Raw genomic sequence first — 19,631 nt, 5'->3', positions numbered from 1 at the left:
GATTTTCTGAAATTATGAAAAAATACAATAATATTAAAATATTGAATGGATCATTTTCCGGGGCGGGAATGCTGGCGGCGCTGCTTGTCTGGCTGTTCTGCGCCGCCAGCCCCCTGCGCGCGGCCGATGTCGCCGCCCCCGACGGTGGTTTTGCCGGTTTCGGACCCCGTCCCGACGTGACCGCCGAGGTCTTCCGCGAAGTGCGCGCGGGCGAGGACGGCGCGCTGCTGGTGGTCTGGCTGGAGATGCCCGCCGGATACCATGCCTACGCCAACGACGTGGATGGCAGTAGCGTCCGGGGAAGCGGGGGCGGTGGCGTGGGCCTGCCCACGGTGGTTACCGTGCGCGGGGCCTCGCCGCAGGCGTCGGCCCCGGCCAGCACGGCCGGGGTGCTGTACCCGCCGGGCCGCGAGATCATGGACCCCCTGTCGCCCGGCCAGCGGGTGCGGGTGTACGAGGGGCGCGCGCCGGTGTTCGTGCGGCTGCCGCAGGACCATCTGGACCGCGACCTGCTGGCTTCGGTCTCGTTGCTGCTGTGTTCCGACCGCAACTGCCTGCCCTATCGCGGCGGCGTGGAATTCCGCGTGAACGCCGCCATGCTGGGCGAACTGCCCCGCGCCGACGAACAGCCCTGGGCGGAACTCCTGCGCGCGGCGCGTCCGGCCGTGCCGCCTGCTTCCGCCGGGTCCGGAGGGGACGCGGCCCCGGCCTCCGCTCCGCCCGCCGCCGCGTCTCCGGCGCAAACCGGGCAGGGCGCGCAGGAGCAGGGCGACCGGGTGACCATTCCCTTCGGCAAGGGGGGGCGTTCCGTGCCGCTGCCGGGCATGCCCGACACGCAGGCCGCCGCCAATGGCCCCAATGGCACAGACGGCGCCGTGTCCGGCAGCCTGCCGGGCGCCACCCACTGGAACTTCGCGCCGCGCTACCAGGTGCCGGAACTGGAGGTGTCGGGCCTCGGCAAGGCGTTGCTGCTGGGCCTGCTGGCCGGTCTTCTGCTGAACCTGATGCCCTGCGTGGTGCCGGTGATCAGCCTGAAGCTGAGCGGCTTCGTGGCCGTGGCCGCCCTTGGCGGCGACGACGCGCGCCGGGCCCACTTCCGCGAGCACAACCTGCTGTTCGCGGCGGGGATCATGGCCTGGTTTCTGCTGCTGGCCTTCATTTTGGGCGGCGCGGGTCTGGCATGGGGGCAGCTGTTCCAGCGGCCCGGCGTGGTGCTGGGGCTGCTGATGCTGGTGTTCGGCCTGGGGCTGAGCATGTTCGGGGTGTTCACCCTGCCCGTGCTGGACCTGAAGGCCGTGGGCGCGGGCGGCGCAGGGCGCGCGCAGCCCTTCTTCACCGGGCTGGTGGCCACGCTGCTGGCCACCCCGTGCAGCGGCCCGCTGCTGGGCGGGGTGCTGGGCTGGGCCTTCCAGCAGCCGCCGGAGATCATGGCCTTCGTGTTCACCGCGGTGGGCCTGGGCATGGCCCTGCCGTACCTGCTGCTGGCGGCCAGGCCGGGGCTGGTGCGCCACTTCCCCCGGCCGGGGGCGTGGACCGGCACGCTGGAGCACTTGGTGGGCTTCTTCCTGATGGGCACCTCGGTGTACCTGCTGACCATCCTGCCCGCCGCCTGGCTGATGCCCGCGCTGGCGTCGCTGCTGGCCGTGGCCTTTGCCGCGTGGGTCTGGGGGCGCTGGGGCGGGCTGGACGCCCCGCCGCGCCGCCGGTCGGTGGTGCGGCTGGCGGCTCCGGCGCTGGTGGCCGTGGCGGTGTGGCTGTCCTTCGCCCCTTCGGCTCCGCCCGCGAACTGGGAACCCTTCGAGCCCGCCACCTTCCGGGCCATGCTGGGGCGCGAGCCGCTCATCGTGGACTTTACCGCCGACTGGTGCCCCAACTGCAAGCTGCTGGAGCAGACCACCCTGTCCGGCGGCGCGGTGTCCGAATGGGCGCGGCGTTACGGCGCGCGGCTGGTGCGGGTGGACCTGACCGGGGAATCGCCCGAGGCCCAGGCCCTGCTGCGCGCCCTGGGCAGCAGCAGCATTCCCGTGGTGGCGCTGTTCCCCAAGGGGCTGTTGTCCGCCTCGCCGGTGGTGCTGCGCGACCTATTCACCACGGGCCAGATGGAGCAGGCCCTGCTGGAGGCGTTCGGCAAGCCGAAGCCGGAGTGGAAGGACTGAGGCCGCCCTGCGGACGCGGGAAACCGTGGCCCGCCGCGGCCCTCTTCCCTACACGCAGACCATGTCGCAGGCCGTGCCGGTCAGGGCGCGGCCGCCCTGCGCGGTGACCTCGAAGGTGTTCTCCACCCCCACCATGCCCACGCCGGGGATGCCCATCTTGGGCTCCAGGGCGATGGTCATGCCTTCCTCCAGCGGTTCGTCGAAGCGGTGGGCGATGACCGGATATTCGTCGATGGTCAGGCCGATGCCGTGCCCCAGGAAGTGCACCTTGTTGGACCCCAGCCCCATGAAACCTTCGGACAGGCCCGCGCGTTCCACCAGTTCCAGGGTGGAGCGCCAGATGTCCGAGGGAATTTCGCCGGGGCGCAGCCGTTCCGCCGCGCGGGCCTGCACCTCGATGCACAGGTCGTGGGCGCGGCGCACCGCGTCGGGGATGGAGGCGGCGCTGCCCGCCCAGTACAGCTGGGTCTTGTCGGTGTGGTAGCCTTCGAGGCAGAAGCCGATATCCAGCGCCAGCGGGGTTCCGTGCCGCCACACCGAGCCCGCGTACCCCATGAACGGGATGGCCGGATGTTCGCCCTTGAGGCCCAGCGGCCCGTTGAAGTGACTGGGGTAGTTGCCGTTCTCCCCGGCGGCGATATGCCCGAGAAAGCATTCCTCGCCCGGCGCGCCCATGCGCATCAGGCCGCCGTGCCCCCGGCTGAAGAACACCTGCCACGCCAGGTGCGAAATCTCGCGCTCGGTCATGCCGGGGCGCATCAGGCCGGGCAGCACGTCGTGCAGGCATTCGTGGTGGCGGGCCCCGGCCAGACGCAGTTTGGCCAGTTCCCATCCGGTCTTGCGGGCGCGGGCGCGGGTGAGCACCGCATCCCCCGGCACGAAGGCGACGTCCGCCAGCCGCTGCTGCATCATGGCGGCCAGCGACCATGGCAGGCCGGACATTTCCGCCGCCGCCACCGGGGCCAGCGGACTGCCCGCGTCGGCGCACAGGCCGGGCAGGTCGCCGTAGGAGCGGAAGGACACGATGTTGTCCAGGGGGCTTTCCAGCCGGGCGCGTTCCTCGCCCTTGCGCACCAGCAGCACCGGTTCGCCCTCGCGCGGCAGCCACAGCACCCCGTTGCCCGCCGTGCCGGCAAGATAATAGATGGCCACGCGCGAGAAGGCCATCAGCCCCCCGGCGTCCGGGGCCAGCGCGGCAAGGATGTCCAGCGTGCGGGACTGGCGCAGCCGGGCCTCTTCGGCGGGCATGCGCTCGGCGGCGGTGAACGGGCGGGGGGCGGCGGGGACATGCGGAATGCGGGCGTGGGACATGGCTGCGGGGCTCCTTGGGGACTGGGTTCCGGCGATGGGCTCAGGGTAGGCCAAGGGAGGGCCGGGCGCAACCGGTGGTGGGGGCGGTCCCGGCGAGAGGTGCGGAACCGCCCGCCCCGCGATGGCGGCGCCAGGCGCGCCGATTGCGCTTGGCGGCAAGGCCGGGTAGAGGGATGTTTCCGGATTGTTGCTCGCGGCCGACAACGGCGGCGCGACCGCAGAAGAGGCAAGGGCCGCGCCAGTCCGCCGGGGCGCGCGGCTTCGGCTTCGGCCGTACATATGGTTTAGAGGTACAGGATGCTGCTCGACGCAACGCTTCGCACCATACTGCGCGAATCGCGCACCATCGCCGTCATCGGCGCCAAGGACAAGCCCGGCCAGCCCGTGGACATGGTGGGCCGCTACCTCATCGAGGCCGGATACGACGTGCGCCCGGTGCATCCGGTGCGCCGCTCCGTGTGGGGCATCCAGGCCTGTCCGACCATCGCCGACGTGCCGGTGGACGTGGACATCGTCAACGTGTTCCGCGCGCCGGAACACTGCCCGGCCCACGCCGTGGAGGTGCTGGCCCTGCCGCGCCTGCCGCGCCTGTTCTGGATGCAGTCGGGCATATCGAGCCCGGAGGCGGGGCGGATGCTCTTCGAGCGGGGCGTGGCCGTGGTGGAGGACCTGTGCCTGATGGTGGAGCACCGCAGGCTGATGACCGGGGGGCTGCTGTGAGCGCCCCCACGACACCGGCGTCCTCTTCGGCGTCCGCGACCCCGGAACCCTGGGACGACGCCTTCGACTGCCGCATGTGCGGCCAGTGTTGCCAGGGCGAGGGCGGCATCGTGGTCAGCCCCGCCGATCTTTCGCGCATCTGCGCCTTTCTGGGCATGACGCCGGAAGCCTTCGAGGCCGCCTACGGAGAGCGGAGCAACGGCAAGCTGAAGGTGCGCACCGGGCCGGACGGCAACTGCGTGTTCTTTGCCGCCGGGCGCGGCTGCACCGTACACGAGGGCAAGCCGGACATCTGCCGCGCCTGGCCGTTTTTTCGCGGCAACCTGGTGGATGCGGGCAGCTTGGCCATGGCCAAGGAATACTGTCCCGGCATCCGGCCCGGGGTGCGCCACGCGGAATTCGCGGCCGCCGGGCGGGCCTATCTGGCCGCGCGGGGGCTGCTGGCCTCGGACTGTACGTGCGAGGCCAACGCGCTGGTGCTTGAACGGGACGAAGACGGCGCGAAATAGCTGGCGGAAAGGGCGCGGATCCGCGGTAAGGTTTTTCGCCGAAACAGCCGAAAGGGCTGCGGGCAAGGCAAGCGGGGGCGTGGAGGTCGCGTGACGCTGAGGGAATGCTACCGGATACTGCAAGTGGGCAACGGCGCGTCGCTTGACGAGGTCAAGAAGGCGTACCGCAAGCTGGCCTTCGAGTTGCATCCGGACCTGAACCCTGGCCGGTCCGACGCGGCCCGCCGGTTCCAGCGCCTGAACGAGGCGTACGTGCTGCTTTCGCGCACCCTGGACGCGGCCGGGCCCGGCGGCAACGGGAACGGGACGGGTGCCGCCGACCGTGAATCGGCCGAGCGCGAGGCCGCCCGCGCCTACGAGCAGGCCCGCCAGCGCTTCGGCGACATGGGAACGGGGGGAGCAGGGGGAGCGGGGGGAACCGGACCTTCGGCCTCGTCCGCATCGGCGGGGAACACGTTCACGGGCGGCGCATCCACCGCGCGCGGCGCCAGCGGGGCCGACCGCAGCCGCCGCAAGGCGGAGGCGACCTATCAGGCCGGTCAGGACGAGGTGTTGCAGGACATTCTGCGCGACCCGTTCGCCCGGCGCGTCTTCGAGGACATCTACAGCCAGATCCGCCGCGACGGCGGCGGGTTGGCCGCGCGCCCGCCCAAGAAGCGCAAGCTCAGCCTGGAATGGGGCGGCAAGGCCCTGACGCTGGACCTCACCCACGGCATCGGCGGTGCGGTGAAGGGCTGGCTGCGTCGCCAGATCGACGACGAGCAGACGGTGTACCTGCCCGCCCTCAGCATCGTGCCGGGGGCGCGGCTGCGCTTGCAGGTCACCCAGGGCCTTTCCGGAGAGGTGCGCACCGTGGAGGTGACCCTGCCGCAGGACTACGTGGTGGGGCGGCCCATCCGACTCAAGGGGCTGGGCAAGCGCATCGGGCCGTGGCAGGGCGACCTGTACCTGCGCATTCTCGCCAAAGCGTAGCCGTTTGGAAGGACGTAGCCGTTCGCCAAGGCATAGCCGCCCGGCGATTCCGGGGCCTTCCCGCTTCCGCTCATTCCACGGGCATGTGCCCGCGCGTCAGGCCGGTGTCTTCACCGGCCGTTTCCGTTTCCGCCGCGTCTTCCCTGCCGGAGGCGCGCGATACGCCCCCGTCATGCCTGTCGCGGCCCCGCGCGCCGTCCAGCACCACACAGAACACCGCCGCGATGACCAGCCCGGCTCCGATCCAGCCCGAGGGCGGGAACAGCTCGTCCCACAGCCAGTAGGCCAGCAGGGCCGCCAGCACCGGCTCGAAGTTGGCCACCACGGCCACGCGGGTGGGCGAAAGGCGGCGCATGCCCTCGCAGTAGGCCAGGTACGCGCCGTAGGTGGTCACCAGCCCCATGCCCAGCACCAGCAACGACCACGCCAGCGGCCCCTTGGGGGCGAAGTCCACGAAGGGCAGCAGGGCCAGCGCCCCCACGGGCAGGCAGAACAGGTACATGGTCACCGGCGAATGGCGGCGCAGGAAGTGGCGGCTGAACACGTAGTGCAGCGAATAGGTGAAGCCCGCCAGCAGGCCGAAGCCGATGCCCGCCGCGCTGGTGCCGCCCTGCAATCCTCCGCCGGACCGGCAGATCAGGAAGGCCCCGGCCATGGCCAGGCCCAGGGCCGCCAGCTTGGCGCGGGTCAGGGGTTCCGCGAAGCACAGCCGCGAAAGCAGCGCCACCCACGCCGGGGCGGTGTACAGCAGGATGGAGGCCAGCGCCGCGCCGCCTTCGCGCACGGCCAACTGATACGAGCCGAAGAACAGCGCCACGCCCACCAGCCCGAACGCGGCGAAGGCGGCAGCGTCGCGCGCCGGGGCGCGCCACAGTCCGTGCCGGGCCGCGTGCAGGCCGAAGAACAGCGCGCCGAACGCGGCGCGCCAGAAGGCGATTTCCAGCGGGGTCACCCCTTCGGCAAGGCAGTAGCGGGCCAGGGGGCCGATGAGCGCCCACAACCCGGCGGCAAGCAGCACGAAGCCGTATCCGGCCAGCGGCATGGCATCCTCCCGTTGTTGTCGTACCGGTGTTGTGAACGATGGCGGGGGGGATGGCAAGCCCGGAACGCACGGAAAAACGGACGCATGGCCGCGTGATGCTTCCGTAACCCGGCGGCGGCTTCACAGTGGCCCTGCGGGGTGGTACATACCGCCCAGACATATCGGACCAGACTCGACGCACCAGACACGCTCACCCGCTCACGCCCGACCAATGGGCTCGCGCCGCACGGCCCGCGCCCGCAGGAGGATGCCACGGATGGCCCCCGAAACGCCCGATCAGACCCCAAATCAGACGCCCGGCCAGACCCCCGATACGGCTCCCGGCCGCGACCCCTCCCGTTCCGCCTCCGGCCCCACCCGGCAGGACGGCAGCCTGCTCGACATGCCCAGGCCCCCCAGGCGCACGCGCAGCAAGCTGGTGTGGGCGTTCCTGCTGGCCCTGGCCGTGGCCGGCGTGGCCCTGTGGGAACTGCGCGACCTGGTCCTGCGCGATGCCGTGCCCGAGCGGCAGGCCAACATGACCGGCACGGAAGCCGCCATCCTGGGGCCCAACGCCACCAACGGCACGCTGCCCTCCATGGTGCCCATGGACGGCGACGCGGCAGCCGATGCCCAGGCCAACGCCACGGCCGGGGCGCCCGGCGTCAACGCCACCAGCCCGGACGGGGCCTTTGCCCAGGACGACGCGGTGGTGCGCTTCGCCTTCGTGGAGGACGTGGCCAACTGGCTGGTGGAAAGCTACTATCCCAAGGGCACGCACATGGAGGCGCGCAACTCCGGCTGGGTGGCCCCCAGCCTGAAGTCGGCCAACATGCGCTACGGCGTGAACATGACCGGGCTGTCGTGGTCCGGTGACGATCTTTCCGCCGGGCGCGCAGGCGTGCTGGACTACGCCTTCACCCCGGCCATGCTCGAAGCCCTGCAACGCCTGTACGCCGACCGGTTCATGGAGGCCATGGCCGCCGCCGCGTCGGTCGCCAAGGTCACCGACAAGGGCAAGGAGCGGCCGCTGGCCCCCGCCGAGGTTGCGGAAATGTACGGCCTGTACGCCACGCGCCTGCGCGGCCTGGCAGGAGCCCTGCGCGAGATTGCGGGCATGCCCGACGCGGTGGTGCGGGTGAACGCCTGGCTCACCGCGCAGCAGACCGCGCTGGAGGCCAACGCCAAGTACCAGGACGCCGTGTTCGGCTACGATACCGCGCGCGAGGGCAATTCCGCGCACATGGCCGAGCAGGCCCGGCGCATCATGGAGCTTTCCGGCAAGGCGTACCAGCAGGCCATCATGGCCCGCGAACGCGCCCGCGAAACCCTGGCCGAGGCCATCCGCCGCAACCCCGACGCCCGCAGGCTGGACGACGACACCCTGGTCTACACGGCGGGGTGGGTGTACCGCCGGGCCAACGGCAAGCCGGAGAAGATGGACGCCGTGCGCATGGCCGCCACGGTGCTGGCCGACACGGCCGCCCGCTTCGACAAGGCCGCCATGGCGGCGCGGCAGTAGCGCGCGGAAAAGCGGTACAACGTGACGACGCCGCGAGGGGGCAACCCTTCGCGGCGTTTTTGCGTGCGGCATGCGCATGGAAAAGACGGAATCGGAGGAGAAAGGAGCGGACCGGCGCGCACGGCACATGGCCCGGCGCGGCCATTGCCCTTTGTCTTCCTTCGGCCGTCAGAACTGCCTGTCCAGCAACAGGTGCGAGAAATACCCCAGCACGGCGGCCGCGTACCACGGGACGGCGGCCTGCCACGCCCAGCCGTACAGCAGCACCGGGGCCAGCAGCAGGGGCAGGGGCACCAGCAGCATGGCCCACCAGGTGTGGGTCCACCCCCGGTGGCCGTCGATGGCGGGCAGCATGGCCAGCAGACCCAGGAGGGCGGCCCACTGGTAGCGCCGGGTGGCGATGAGCGCCACGTCGGCCACGGCCAGCAGTCCGTAGAACCACGTCCGCCCGCGCGAGTGGGTGTCCACGTCGGGCGCCAGGGCAAAGGCGGTGGACACGGCCAGCAGGGCGGCCTGGGTGGGCAGGCCGGGAGCGTGAATGCGCAGGGTCTGCGCCGCGAACAGGGCTCCGGCGGCCAGCACGGCGCCGCCGACGAGGTGGGTGCGGTATCCGGGCATCGGTGATGTGGATTGGGGTGCGTGATGCGGCGCGGGGCGGAATGCCACGGGACGGGGGTCGCGCCGGGGCGACCATATGTCACCCCCGCCCGGCGGGCAAGCGGGGCGCGCTGGCTAGTCCGGCCCGCGCCGTGCTACAGCAGGCGCGGGCGGCAGGGGATGCCCGGCCGCGCCGCATCGGCCTCCGTCACCCCAACCCGTGGAACCCGCCATGTCCGAACCGTTGCCCGCCGACACCTGTTCCTCCCCCGGCCAGCAGGCCGCTCCCCCCGCCAGCACCATCCTGTTCACCGGCGGATGCCGCAGCGGCAAGAGCGGGCTGGCCCAGCGCTGGGTGGAATCGCTGGGGCCGTCGCGGGTGTACATCGCCACCGGGGCCGCCCGAGACGCGGAAATGGCCGAGCGGGTGCGCCGCCACCAGGCCGCGCGGGGCGCGGGCTGGCGCACGGTGGAAGAACAACTGGACGTATGCGCCGCCCTGCGCGGCTGCATGGGGCAGGGCGCGGGCCAGTCCGCCCCGCAGTCCCGTCCGCACGGGGTGCTGCTGGACTGCGTCACCCTGTGGCTGACCAACCGCATGCTGGCCGATCACGACGACGCGGCCATCCTGCGCGGGGTGGAAGAGTTGGCGGCGCTGCTGCGCGCGTCCTCCGTGCCTGTGGCCGTGGTGACCAACGAGGTGGGCTGGGGCGTGGTGCCGGAAACCCCGCTGGGCCGCCGCTTCCGCGACCTGTCCGGCGAGGCCGGTCAACTGCTGGCCACGGCCTGCACCGGCGTGATCCTGGCCGTCAGCGGATTGCCGCTGGCCGTCAAGGGCAGGGTGCCCGCCGCCTGCATGGGGTAGGGCGGCACTGGACCCCGGCCCGCCGCTGGAGTAGAAGCCGCATGAGCCGCCCGTGCGGCCCCAACCCCTGAACAGGAAGCTCACATGCCCGGATATTTCCGCCGTCTGATTTCGCTCCGTTTGAATCCGCCCCGCCTGATTCCGTTCGGCCTGATTCCGGCCGCGATCCTGCTGCTGGCCGTCTCCGCTCCCGTCCTCGCCGCCGCCGAGGAAACCCCGGAAGCCGCCCTGCGCCAGGTGCAGACCGCCATCGACACCAACGACGCCGCCCTGCTGGAAAAGTACGTGGACGTGGGCCGCATCGCCCAGCGCGGGGTGGACGCCTTCATGTCCGACCTGGTGGCGCGCCCCCCCAAGGCCGTTTCCGGCGGCGGCGAAACCCTGCCCCTGCTGGCCATGCTGTCCAGCGCGGTGCAGTCCGGCGCGCAGTCGCAGACCGCCCAGACCGTGAAGATGCTGGTGGCCGAGGAAACCCGCAAGTTCGTGGTGTGGGGCGTGGCCTCCGGCAACTTTTCCGGCAAGCCGGTGAAGAAGGAACGCAAGGCCACCGACGGCGGCCTGTTTTCGCCCCTGTTCGCCGATGCCTCCGTGAGCCGCAAGGAACTGCGCGGAGTGAAGTCGGTCGCCCGCGACGGAGACAAGGCCACCGCCTCGGTGATGCTGTTCGACCACGGCAGCGAGCGCGCCTACCCCGTGGATCTGGCCCTGACCCGGCGCGAGGCGGGCAACTGGCAGGTCACCGACGTGACCAACGCCGCCGCGCTCATTTCCGCCATCCGGAAGGAAGCGGAGAACCGCTAGGGCAGGAGCGGGGCAGGCGACAGACAGCAACAAGACAGCGGGTTGCGTATGCATCAGAGATGCGTACACAACCCGCTGTTTTCATTCTGGTACCGGGAGCGAGACTCGAACTCGCAAGGTGTTGCCACCGGCGGATTTTGAGTCCGCTGCGTCTACCAATTCCACCATCCCGGCAGGTGTAGGGAAAGGGCTATGGCACAGCGGGCGTGGTCCGGTCAAGGGCCGAGTTACGCCGTGGCCCGGAAGGGTGCCTGCTGACGGCTGTTGGAACGTGTCCGGGCCGCGTCTGCACAGGGCCGGGCAGGGCCTGGCAGGGCCGGAAAATTTCCCCGCGCTGCTGCCCTACTGTCCGCCTATTGTCCCCCTACTGTCCCCTTACTGTTCGCTGACGGGCAGCACCACCTTGGAAAAAGTGCTGCCATTCCAGCGGTACAGCACCCGGTGGTCGAATTTCACCTGTGCAAGCCCGGTGGATGTCCACAGCAGGGCGCGGGCTTCCAGATCATTTTCGCCAAGGCAGAGCATGACGGACGGGCTCGTGCCCGGGGGCAGCTTGTGGCCGGGCGCGAAGAATTCGGCGATGTCCGGCTCCTCCGGCGTGGCGGCGGGGGCCAGCCTGCCGTCGGGCTTGCGGCGCCACAGTTCCAGCGCGCAGGCCTCGCCGTTCTTCACGCCCATGGCCGCCAGCGTGTCGCCGTTGTCGGCGCGGAACACCCGCACCGAAACCCGCGTGTCCAGCATGGGCAGGGCGCCCACCTCGAAATGTTCCGGGGTGCTTTCGATGACCGCCCAGAAACCGGTTTCGCCCTCGTCGGCCAGTTGCTGCTTTTCTTCGTCGCTCAGCCCTTCGGCCGTGTTCTCGAAGATGGTGGCGGGCAGCATCCGGAACATGTCCAGCGCGGTGATCTGCCCCCCGGCCGCGCGGGCCGTCGTCGCGCCCAGTGTCACGCCTGTCCCCACCGCCAGGGCCGCCGTCAGTGTCACCGTCAGTGACACCAGCAGGGCGGCAGTGCGCAGAATGCGATGCATGGTGAACTCCTTCCTTCTTTCGCCGCCGCCAGCCCGCGGTGGCGTATCCATGATACGCGGGCCACGGGGCCGTGTCCATTTGCAGGGTGCCAGAACCGTGGGAAATTTCCGTGAGCCGGATCACGCTTTCCGGCGGCGCAGTGCCGTTGCGGCAGGGCGGGGGAGGGTGCAGCCCCATTCCGTGCCGCCACTGCGGCGCGCGCCCGCGCGGGGTGAAGCGGATGCTGCGAAATGGCAGGTAAAGCCGCTTCCAAGTCCCTTTCGTTTCGGGTATCACGGGGCTCCAACAAACGGAGCGTATCGTGACTCTTCCCGTCGGTTCACTCATCAACATGGCCGCCGTCGTGGGCGGCGGCGCGCTGGGCATGCTGCTGGGCGCGCGCCTGCCCGACCGCGTGCGGGCCATCGTGTTTCAGGGGCTGGGGCTGTGCACCATGGTCATCGGCATGCAGATGGCCTTCAAGACCGCCAACCCGCTGGTGATGATCTTCAGCATTCTCAGCGGGGCCATCATCGGCGAACTGCTGCGGCTTGAGGACGCCTTCGCCCGCGCGGGCGAGGCCCTGAAATCAAAGCTGCGCTCCGGCAACCCGCGCTTCACCGACGGGTTCGTCACCGCCACGCTGCTGTTCTGCATCGGGTCCATGGCCATCCTGGGGCCGTTCGACGAGGGCCTGCGCGGCGACCGAACCATCGTGCTCACCAAGTCCATCCTCGACTGCTTCGCGGCCATCGCCCTGGCCTCGGCCTACGGGGTGGGGGTGCTGTTCTCCGCGCTGCCGCTGTTCATCTACCAGGGCTCGCTGACGATGTTCGCCGGGGTGCTCCAGCCGCTGCTGGGTCCGGCGGTGATGAACGAACTGACCGCCACCGGCGGGCTGATGGTCATCGGCATCGGCATCAATCTGCTGGAACTGAAGCGCATCCCGCTGGCCAACATGTTGCCCGCACTGCTTACGGCGGTGCTGCTGGCGTCCATTTTCATGTAGTCCGGCGCGGCCCTGCGGCTGCCGCGCGGCCCCCCGTGACGCCACCGCAGCCGGACCATCTTGCGCCGGGTACTTGCCCCGCGCGCCGGATGTCGTATCTTACCCCCTGTTGCCAATGTCGCGACGACCAACCCGATTCGGCCCGGACGGCACATCTTGTCCGGCAGGCGGGACGCACGCGCGTGATGCGGTTTCCACGTCGCGTCGCGCCCGGTGCCCGTCCGTTCCGGCCGCCGCGTCCCCGCACCGTCAGCACTCCAACCCGCGCGTCCCCGCACGACGCTCCGGCGGTTCCGGCCGCCCGCCCCACACGAGACCCACCGCATGAGCAAGCCCTGCATCCATATCGAGGGAGCGCGCCAGCACAACCTCAAGAACGTCACCCTCGACATCCCCCGCGACGAACTGGTGGTGGTCTGCGGCCCCTCCGGCTCGGGCAAGTCCACCCTGGCCTTCGACATCGTCTACGCCGAAGGCCAGCGCCGCTACGTGGAATCGCTGTCGGCCTACGCCCGCCAGTTCCTGCCCCAGATGGACAAGCCGGAGGTGGAGAAGATCGAGGGGCTTTCCCCGGCCATTTCGCTGGAACAGCAGACGGCCACCCGCAACCCGCGCTCCACCGTGGGCACCGTGACCGAGGTGTACGACTTCCTGCGCGTGTTCTGGGCGCGGCTGGGGCGCATGTACTGCCCGCAGTGCGGCCTGCCCATCGAGGCGCGCGCGGCGGACGAGATCATCGCCGACATCCTGGCCCTGGGCGAGGGCACCCGGTGCATCGTGCTGGCCCCGCTGGTGGAGCACCAGAAGGGCACCCACCTCGACCGGTTCAAGAAGCTGAAGGCCGAAGGCTTCGTGCGGGTGCGGGTGAACGGGGCCATCATGGGCATCGACGAGGTGCCCGCGCTGGACAAGAACCGCAAGCACACCATCGACCTGGTGGTGGACCGGCTGGTGATCAAGGACGGCATCCGGGGGCGGCTGGCCGATTCGGTGGAACTGGCCCTGCGCTACGGTGACGGACGGCTGGTGGTGCATTTGCCCCCCGAAGGAAAGGACGGGAAGGAGGGCGGCGAAGGGAAGGGCGGCACGGCAAGCGCCGGACGCGACATCGTGCATTCCACGGAATCGGTGTGCCCGGCCTGCCGCATCAGCCTGCCCGCGCCCAGCCCGCAGCTGTTCTCGTTCAACAGCCCGCAGGGGGCCTGCCCGCGCTGCCTGGGCCTTGGCAGCGTGGAATATTTCGAGCCCGCGCTGGTGGCGCCCAACCGGGGCCTGTCGCTGAACACTGGCGCGCTCTTGCCGTGGAAGAACACCAAGCTGTTCGAGCGCCACAGGGACGCCCTGACCGCCCTCGGCAAGCGCTGGGGCTTCACCCTGTCCACGCCGCTGGCCGCGTATTCGGCGGACGCGCTGGACGCGCTGTTCCACGGCGAGACCGAAGATGGCAAACCCGCCGGGCGCGGCGCGGGCAGCAACCTGCGCCGCAACTGGCTGGGCGGGTCCGTGGTGGTGAATGCGCCCGCGTACGACGGCAACGGGGGCAACGGGAACGGCAACGGCGCGGCGCACGACCACGGACCGGCGCTGCCCGCGACTGGCGGAACCGTGCCCACCGGGGGCGGCGGCATCGTCACGGCGGACCGCTGGCCCGGCGTGGTGTCCATCCTCGAACAGGGCATGCAGTACGGCGACGCCTGGCGCGAACTGTTGTCGCGCTACCGCCAGAGTATGGCCTGCCCGGTGTGCGCCGGGGCGCGCCTGCGGCCGGAATCGCTGGCCGTGCGGGTGGACAGCCTGAACATCCACGAATTCTGTTCCATGTCCGTGGCCCGCGCGCTGGACTGGCTGCGCGAACGCCGCTTCGAGGGCCGCCACGCCCTGGTGGCCGAACCGCTGATGAAGGAACTGCACCACCGCCTGGAATTCATGGTCAACGTGGGGCTGGACTACATCGCCCTTGGCCGCAACATGGCCACCCTGTCCGGGGGCGAGGCGCAGCGCATCCGCCTGGCCTCGCAACTGGGCTCCGGGCTGGTGGGGGTCACCTACGTGCTGGACGAGCCCTCCATCGGCCTGCACCCGCGCGACAACGAGCGGCTCATCAAGACCCTGCGCAGCCTGCAACGGCGCGGCAACACCGTGCTGGTGGTGGAGCACGACGAGGCCACCATCCGCGAGGCGGACACGGTCATCGAGCTTGGCCCCGGTTCCGGGGCCATGGGCGGCGAGGTGGTGTTCAACGGTTCGGTGGATACGCTGCTGTCCTCGTCGCAAAGCCTTACCGCGCAGTACCTGCGGGGCGACATGTCCATCGCCCGGCCCCGGGTGCGCCGCGCACCGCGCGGGTGGATGACCCTGCACGGGGTGACCACCAACAACCTGCAAGGCATCGACTGCCGGGTGCCGTTGGGCGTGCTGACCTGCGTGACCGGGGTTTCCGGCTCGGGCAAGAGTTCGCTGGTCATGGACACCCTGTACAAGCACCTCGCGCTGGCGCAGGGCATCCGGGTGGACCAGCCGGGCTCCATCGAGGGCCTCGAGGGCGCGGAGACCGTCGAGCGCATCGTGTCCATCGACCAGACGCCCATCGGGCGTACCCCGCGTTCCAACCCGGCCACCTACACCAAGATATTCGACGAGATACGCGGCATCTTCGCCATGACGCCCGACGCCCGCAAGCGCGGCTACAAGCCGGGCCGGTTCAGCTTCAACGTGCGCGGCGGCCGCTGCGAGGCCTGCGGCGGCGACGGGCAGATCCGCGTGGAGATGCACTTCCTGCCCGACGTCTACGTGACCTGCGACGTGTGCAAGGGCCGCCGCTACAACCACGAGACGCTGGAGGTGCGCTACAAGGGGCTGAACATCGCCGAGGTACTCGACCTCACCGTGCGCCAGGCGCGCCAGTTCTTCGAGAACTATCCGGTGCTGGAACGCCGCCTGGGCGTGCTGGAGGACGTGGGGCTGGAATACCTGCGCCTTGGCCAGCCCGCCACCACGCTGTCCGGCGGCGAGGCCCAGCGCATCAAGATATCGCGCGAACTGGGCAAGCGCAGCCTGCCCGGCACCATGTACATCCTCGACGAGCCCACCACCGGCCTGCACATGCACGAGGTGGGCAAGCTGATCGCCGTGCTGAACCAACTGGTGGACCGGGGGGCCACGGTGACGGTCATCGAGCACAACACCGACGTCATCCTGGCCTCGGACCACGTGGTGGACCTGGGCCCCGGCGGCGGCGAGAACGGCGGGCGCATCGTCTCGGCGGGCACGCCGGAAGAGATCATGGACGACCCCCATTCGGTGACCGGCACCTTCCTGGTGCAGGAACACGCAACCCGCCACCCCGGCGTGCCCATGCCGCGCGTGCCCGTGGCCGCCGCGCCCGCGCCCGTCCAGATTCCCGGCGTGGATATGGGAGACGCGGTGGATATGGGAGAAGCGGAAGGTCTGGTTGTTGCGGGTGACGCGGACGCCGATGCGCCCGGCGCAGGCGCCAAGGCCGCATCCGCCAAGCCCGGCCGCAAGCCCAGGACGGCTGCAACCGGCAAGCCGGAGAAGCCTGCCAAGGCGGCGGCCTCCACCGCCCCCGTTGCCCCCGTCACCACGGACGCCCCGCGCAAGCGCGGCAGGCCCCGCAAGAATCCCCCGGCCTAGCAGACAGCTCCGATCCCGCCATCTTCCCTTGCCGGTGCTCCCTTCCGGCTATCTTTTCAGTGTGGGCCGGGCACGTGTGAAGAAATGTCAGGGCACGCACCTCCGCGCTCCATGGCATGGTAAGTATGCGCTCAGCGACATTGAGGTTTCCATTGCTGCGTTTGTCGCATGGGTGTAGTATGCCCAGCGGATTGACTGCACGTTTTCCCTGACAGGAGATGCACATGGGCCGATTTTCCGGCTTCGATGAAGTATATGCCGCGCTGTACGTGGATTTCGACAACATCTACTCCCGTCTGCGCGAACAGGACGAAGACATTGCCCGCGCCTTTGCCACCAACCCGCAGCGCTGGGTGAAGTGGATCGAAGGCCATGCCCTGCGCATGCTCTACGGCGACGGCGTGCGCCGCCGCATCCTGAAGCGCATCTGCTACATGAACCCGCAGTGCTTCCACGAGTTCCGGCCGTTCTTCATCCGCGCCGCCTTTCAGGTGGTGGACTGTCCGCCCCTGACCAATCAGGGCAAGACCAGCGCCGACATCCATCTGGTCATGGACTGCATGGACGCGCTGAACCACTCCACCCGTTTCGACGAATTCATCATCCTTTCCGGCGACGCGGACTTCACGCCGCTGCTCATCCGGTTGCAGGAACATGCCCGCCGTCCGCTGGTGCTTTCCGTGGGCTACACCTCGCCCGCGTATACCGCCGCCGCCTCGTGGCGCATCCGCGAGGACTGGTTCGTGCAGCAAGCCCTGGAAGATGAACGCCCGGCCGAACCCGCGCCCGCTCCCGCCCCGTATCCCCCGCGCGGCAACGGCGAACGGCTGGCCCGCGTGGCCGAGGTGGTGCGCCGCGTCGTGGCCGATGCCCCGTCTCCGGTGGGCATCGCCTCGCTGGCCCAGACCCTTCAGCGCGAAGTGGACCCCGGCGCGGACTGGTTCGGCTACGGCCGCCTGCGCGACCTGCTGGACGTGCTGGACCTGAAGGGGCTGGAATTCTCGCCCGTGCCGCCCGGCTACCTGTACGACCCGGAACGCCACGAACAGCCCGAGGAACGCGACGCCCACGACGACTTCCGCTCGCGTTACCCCGACCTGTACGACTTCGCCCTGAAGGTGCACCGTCTGACCGACATGCCCCTGCTGCGGCCCGACCATTTCCGGCAGCTGCTGGGCTACATCGTGGAAGAGGTCAACGCCAACGGGTTCTTCATGACCACCACCTCGCGCAACGTGCGCGACCGGTGCGTGGAGGCGGGCCTGCCCATCGCGCGGGGCCACGTGAACTTCGTGCTGGTGGGCATCGCGCGCGGGGGCTACCCCCTCAACGAACAGGACGGCGTGAACCTGCGCGACGTGGGCAAGGCGTTCCTGCGCAACGCCTACGACCTGTGCCGCATGTCCCAGATGGACCTGACCAAGCCGGAGCAGCAGATGCTGATGGTGTGGATACTGCCCAAGGAATCCATGGGCGATTAGGGGCTGTCCCCCGAATTGTCCTTTCGCCCGTTGGCTGCGTCAAACTTCGCCCGCCATTTCGGTCGAATACGAGAAGAGCGCGCTGCGGTCCTCATCCGTAAGGTTCGCAAGCTCGCCTAACGGCTGAGGCATACTCCCTCATGACGGGCTCGTTTTCCTTGCCAACGGACGAAAATCCTAATTCGGGAAACAGCCCCTGAAAGGCAAAAGACCGCAGTGCGCAACAACGAACCGGCTCCCCGCGAGGGGAGCCGGTTTTTGCTTTCAGAGTCGGGGCATCCGGGGTTCAGCCGGAAAGGCCCGGTGCGGGGCAAGGCAGTCGCGTTTCTCCCCGCGCGGGGGCGGTTACCACTGCACGTAGCTGATGTGGGTTTGCAGGTATTCCATCAGGCCGTGCTTGCCGTCGGCCCCGCCGATGCCGGACTTGCGCCATCCGGCGTGGAAGCCCTGCATGGCCTCGAAGTGTTCGCGGTTGACGTAGGTTTCGCCGAACTTCAGGCGGTTCATGGCGTACATGGCGCTGTTCACGTTGGTGGTGAAAATGGACGAGGTAAGGCCGTATTCGCTGTCGTTGGCCAGGGCGATGGCCTCGTCCAGGTTGCTGAAGGTCAGCACCGGCAGCACCGGGCCGAAGATTTCCTGCTGCACGATCTCCATGTCCTGGCGGCAGCCGCGCAGCAGGGTGGGCTGGTAGAAGTGCCCGGACGGCGTATCCGGAATGTGCCCGCCGGTGATCACCTGCGCCCCGTCCTCCACGGCGCGCCGCACCATGCCCGCCACCTTCTTCTGCTGTTCGGCGCTGACCTGGCTGGACATGTCCGGGGCGGTGGCGGCCATGGGGTCGCCGTAGGTCACGGCCTTGAAGGCCCTGGCCAGCATGTCGGTGAACCGGTCGGCGATGCGCGCGTCCACGTACAGCCGTTCGGCGCAGTTGCACACCTGCCCGCTAAAGATCACGCGCGAGGCCACAACGGCCTTGGCCGCCAGTTCCAGGTCGGCGTCGGCGCAGACGATGGCCGGGGCCTTGCCACCCAGTTCCAGCGAGGTCTTGGTGATGTTCTGCGCGGACGAGGCGATGACCCGCTGGCCCGCCTCCACGCTGCCGGTCAGCGAGATGATGCCCGGTATGGGGCTGCGCACCAGCGCTTCGCCCAGCGTGCCCCCAGCGCCGGTGATGATATTGAGGATGCCGCCCGGCAGGTCCAGCCCGGTAAGCAGTTCGGCAAAGGCCATGATGGTGTTGGGGGCCACGGAACTGGGCTTGATGACCACCGCGTTGCCGGTGAGCAGGGCCGGGGCCACCTTGCGGGCCATGACGAAGAACGGGAAGTTCCACGGGCAGATGCCCACGGAAACTCCCACCGGCTTGCGCATCAGGAAGATGCTCTCGCGCGGGCGGTCGCTCTGGATGATCTCGCCTTCGTAGATGCGCGCCCACCCGGCGTAGTAGTCGAAGTATTCGGCGGTGACGTCGATCTCCACCTGCGCCAGCGGCAGCACCTTGGCCTGTTCCTCCACCAGGATGCGGGCCAGTTCCACGCGGTGCGTGCGGATCAGTTCCGCCATCTTCTTCAGGTAGCCGGCCCGGTCGGGGGCGCTGCGGGCCGCCCAGGCGGGCTGCGCGGCGCGGGCCGCCTCCAGCGCGCGCACGGCGTCGGCCTCGTTGCCGTTGGGCACGGTGGACACGATGTTGCCGGTGAACGGGTTCTCGACCTCGATGACGTCCTTGCTGCTGGAGGAAACCAGGGAACCATCGATGTACTGCTTGTAAGCCTTCATGATGCCTCCGGATTGCAGGTGAGGGAAAGAAGGATGCCGGCCTGGGGGGGCGCGGGATGGCCTGTGGTCCCGGCCATGTGGGGCATGGGGGATTATGGAAGACTACACCGTCTTTCCCCGTCGCAGTCAAGGCATGCAACCGCGCATGCAGCGCAAATGTGTTGCAGTGGCACTGCATTCGAAGGCGACGTGGTGATTTTTCTGCATTGGTTCCATAGAATTCGT

15 protein-coding genes and 1 tRNA gene are annotated in these 19,631 nt (G+C 69.5%); 10 read left to right on the top strand and 6 right to left on the bottom strand.

Annotation, left to right across the window (positions count from 1 at the left end):
• Positions 1–68: 68 nt before the first annotated feature.
• Positions 69–2,156: a protein-disulfide reductase DsbD family protein gene (locus ACR4XJ_RS00240; protein WP_434753321.1), complete on the top strand. Its 2,088-nt coding sequence runs from the start codon at positions 69–71 to the stop codon at positions 2,154–2,156.
• Positions 2,157–2,204: 48 nt separating this feature from the next.
• Here the strand turns inward: ACR4XJ_RS00240 and ACR4XJ_RS00235 are convergent, their stop codons facing one another.
• On the bottom strand, positions 2,205–3,467 hold the full coding sequence (locus tag ACR4XJ_RS00235; RefSeq protein ID WP_434753320.1) for a M24 family metallopeptidase: 1,263 nt from the start codon (positions 3,465–3,467) through the stop codon (positions 2,205–2,207).
• Between the two features lie 297 nt (positions 3,468–3,764).
• Here ACR4XJ_RS00235 and ACR4XJ_RS00230 point away from each other — a divergent pair, with 297 nt between their 5' ends.
• From ACR4XJ_RS00230 to ACR4XJ_RS00220, 3 genes are all read left to right on the top strand, one after another.
• Positions 3,765–4,187: a CoA-binding protein gene (locus ACR4XJ_RS00230; protein WP_434753319.1), complete on the top strand. Its 423-nt coding sequence runs from the start codon at positions 3,765–3,767 to the stop codon at positions 4,185–4,187.
• A gap of 74 nt (positions 4,188–4,261) precedes the next feature.
• Positions 4,262–4,696 (top strand): YkgJ family cysteine cluster protein, encoded by a 435-nt coding sequence (locus tag ACR4XJ_RS00225; RefSeq protein ID WP_434753835.1) that lies wholly within the window; start codon positions 4,262–4,264, stop codon positions 4,694–4,696.
• 90 nt (positions 4,697–4,786) lie between these two features.
• Complete coding sequence (locus ACR4XJ_RS00220; RefSeq protein ID WP_434753318.1) at positions 4,787–5,668, top strand: J domain-containing protein; 882 nt, start codon at positions 4,787–4,789, stop codon at positions 5,666–5,668.
• A gap of 70 nt (positions 5,669–5,738) precedes the next feature.
• Here ACR4XJ_RS00220 and ACR4XJ_RS00215 read toward each other — a convergent pair whose 3' ends face one another.
• A complete protein-coding gene (locus tag ACR4XJ_RS00215; RefSeq protein WP_434753317.1) occupies positions 5,739–6,710 on the bottom strand; it encodes a DMT family transporter in 972 nt (323 codons plus the stop codon).
• A gap of 256 nt (positions 6,711–6,966) precedes the next feature.
• Here ACR4XJ_RS00215 and ACR4XJ_RS00210 point away from each other — a divergent pair, with 256 nt between their 5' ends.
• The gene (locus ACR4XJ_RS00210; RefSeq protein WP_434753316.1) at positions 6,967–8,211 is read left to right on the top strand and encodes a hypothetical protein; all 1,245 of its coding nucleotides are present in this window, start codon (positions 6,967–6,969) and stop codon (positions 8,209–8,211) included.
• Between the two features lie 168 nt (positions 8,212–8,379).
• Here the strand turns inward: ACR4XJ_RS00210 and ACR4XJ_RS00205 are convergent, their stop codons facing one another.
• Complete coding sequence (locus tag ACR4XJ_RS00205; protein ID WP_434753315.1) at positions 8,380–8,829, bottom strand: metal-dependent hydrolase; 450 nt, start codon at positions 8,827–8,829, stop codon at positions 8,380–8,382.
• A 211-nt stretch (positions 8,830–9,040) separates the two neighbouring features.
• Here ACR4XJ_RS00205 and cobU point away from each other — a divergent pair, with 211 nt between their 5' ends.
• Both cobU and ACR4XJ_RS00195 read left to right on the top strand, forming a co-directional pair.
• Positions 9,041–9,673 (top strand): bifunctional adenosylcobinamide kinase/adenosylcobinamide-phosphate guanylyltransferase, encoded by a 633-nt coding sequence (cobU, locus tag ACR4XJ_RS00200; RefSeq protein WP_434753314.1) that lies wholly within the window; start codon positions 9,041–9,043, stop codon positions 9,671–9,673.
• A gap of 84 nt (positions 9,674–9,757) precedes the next feature.
• The gene (locus tag ACR4XJ_RS00195) at positions 9,758–10,474 is read left to right on the top strand and encodes a hypothetical protein (protein WP_434753313.1); all 717 of its coding nucleotides are present in this window, start codon (positions 9,758–9,760) and stop codon (positions 10,472–10,474) included.
• Positions 10,475–10,561: 87 nt separating this feature from the next.
• On the opposite strand, the gene ACR4XJ_RS00190 is transcribed toward ACR4XJ_RS00195, so the two are convergent.
• Together ACR4XJ_RS00190 and ACR4XJ_RS00185 are read right to left on the bottom strand one after the other, a co-directional pair.
• A tRNA-Leu gene (locus ACR4XJ_RS00190) sits at positions 10,562–10,648 on the bottom strand.
• 201 nt (positions 10,649–10,849) lie between these two features.
• On the bottom strand, positions 10,850–11,503 hold the full coding sequence (locus tag ACR4XJ_RS00185; RefSeq protein ID WP_434753312.1) for a hypothetical protein: 654 nt from the start codon (positions 11,501–11,503) through the stop codon (positions 10,850–10,852).
• A gap of 302 nt (positions 11,504–11,805) precedes the next feature.
• Between ACR4XJ_RS00185 and ACR4XJ_RS00180 the strand changes: the two genes are divergently transcribed.
• The 3 genes from ACR4XJ_RS00180 to ACR4XJ_RS00170 all read left to right on the top strand — a co-directional run bounded on the left by ACR4XJ_RS00180 (position 11,806) and on the right by ACR4XJ_RS00170 (position 17,627).
• Entirely contained in the window at positions 11,806–12,492 is a 687-nt protein-coding gene (locus tag ACR4XJ_RS00180; protein ID WP_333506292.1) for a DUF554 domain-containing protein, read from the top strand.
• 324 nt (positions 12,493–12,816) lie between these two features.
• Positions 12,817–16,146: an excinuclease ABC subunit UvrA gene (uvrA, locus tag ACR4XJ_RS00175; protein WP_434753311.1), complete on the top strand. Its 3,330-nt coding sequence runs from the start codon at positions 12,817–12,819 to the stop codon at positions 16,144–16,146.
• A gap of 224 nt (positions 16,147–16,370) precedes the next feature.
• Complete coding sequence (locus ACR4XJ_RS00170) at positions 16,371–17,627, top strand: NYN domain-containing protein (protein ID WP_434753310.1); 1,257 nt, start codon at positions 16,371–16,373, stop codon at positions 17,625–17,627.
• A 345-nt stretch (positions 17,628–17,972) separates the two neighbouring features.
• Here ACR4XJ_RS00170 and aldA read toward each other — a convergent pair whose 3' ends face one another.
• Complete coding sequence (gene aldA / locus ACR4XJ_RS00165) at positions 17,973–19,406, bottom strand: aldehyde dehydrogenase (RefSeq protein WP_434753309.1); 1,434 nt, start codon at positions 19,404–19,406, stop codon at positions 17,973–17,975.
• Positions 19,407–19,631: the final 225 nt, after the last annotated feature.

The sequence above is a fragment of the Nitratidesulfovibrio sp. D1 genome (assembly GCF_051133415.1).
In the GTDB taxonomy this organism is placed as follows: domain Bacteria; phylum Desulfobacterota; class Desulfovibrionia; order Desulfovibrionales; family Desulfovibrionaceae; genus Cupidesulfovibrio.
Note: the sequence above shows the minus strand (reverse complement) of the source record. Positions and strands in the feature narration are given on the sequence as shown.

What these genes read in the sequence shown, in the direction of transcription:
- ACR4XJ_RS00225 (WP_434753835.1), top strand. Translation starts at nt 4,262, where the DNA reads ATGTGCGGCCAGTGTTGCCAGGGCGAGGGCGGCATCGTGGTCAGCCCC.
- ACR4XJ_RS00210 (WP_434753316.1), top strand. Translation starts at nt 6,967, where the DNA reads ATGGCCCCCGAAACGCCCGATCAGACCCCAAATCAGACGCCCGGCCAG.
- ACR4XJ_RS00205 (WP_434753315.1), bottom strand. Translation starts at nt 8,829, where the DNA reads ATGCCCGGATACCGCACCCACCTCGTCGGCGGCGCCGTGCTGGCCGCC.
- ACR4XJ_RS00170 (WP_434753310.1), top strand. Translation starts at nt 16,371, where the DNA reads ATGGGCCGATTTTCCGGCTTCGATGAAGTATATGCCGCGCTGTACGTG.
- ACR4XJ_RS00230 (WP_434753319.1), top strand. Translation starts at nt 3,765, where the DNA reads ATGCTGCTCGACGCAACGCTTCGCACCATACTGCGCGAATCGCGCACC.
- ACR4XJ_RS00240 (WP_434753321.1), top strand. Translation starts at nt 69, where the DNA reads ATGCTGGCGGCGCTGCTTGTCTGGCTGTTCTGCGCCGCCAGCCCCCTG.
- aldA (WP_434753309.1), bottom strand. Translation starts at nt 19,406, where the DNA reads ATGAAGGCTTACAAGCAGTACATCGATGGTTCCCTGGTTTCCTCCAGC.
- cobU (WP_434753314.1), top strand. Translation starts at nt 9,041, where the DNA reads ATGTCCGAACCGTTGCCCGCCGACACCTGTTCCTCCCCCGGCCAGCAG.
- ACR4XJ_RS00235 (WP_434753320.1), bottom strand. Translation starts at nt 3,467, where the DNA reads ATGTCCCACGCCCGCATTCCGCATGTCCCCGCCGCCCCCCGCCCGTTC.
- ACR4XJ_RS00215 (WP_434753317.1), bottom strand. Translation starts at nt 6,710, where the DNA reads ATGCCGCTGGCCGGATACGGCTTCGTGCTGCTTGCCGCCGGGTTGTGG.
- uvrA (WP_434753311.1), top strand. Translation starts at nt 12,817, where the DNA reads ATGAGCAAGCCCTGCATCCATATCGAGGGAGCGCGCCAGCACAACCTC.
- ACR4XJ_RS00185 (WP_434753312.1), bottom strand. Translation starts at nt 11,503, where the DNA reads ATGCATCGCATTCTGCGCACTGCCGCCCTGCTGGTGTCACTGACGGTG.
- ACR4XJ_RS00195 (WP_434753313.1), top strand. Translation starts at nt 9,758, where the DNA reads ATGCCCGGATATTTCCGCCGTCTGATTTCGCTCCGTTTGAATCCGCCC.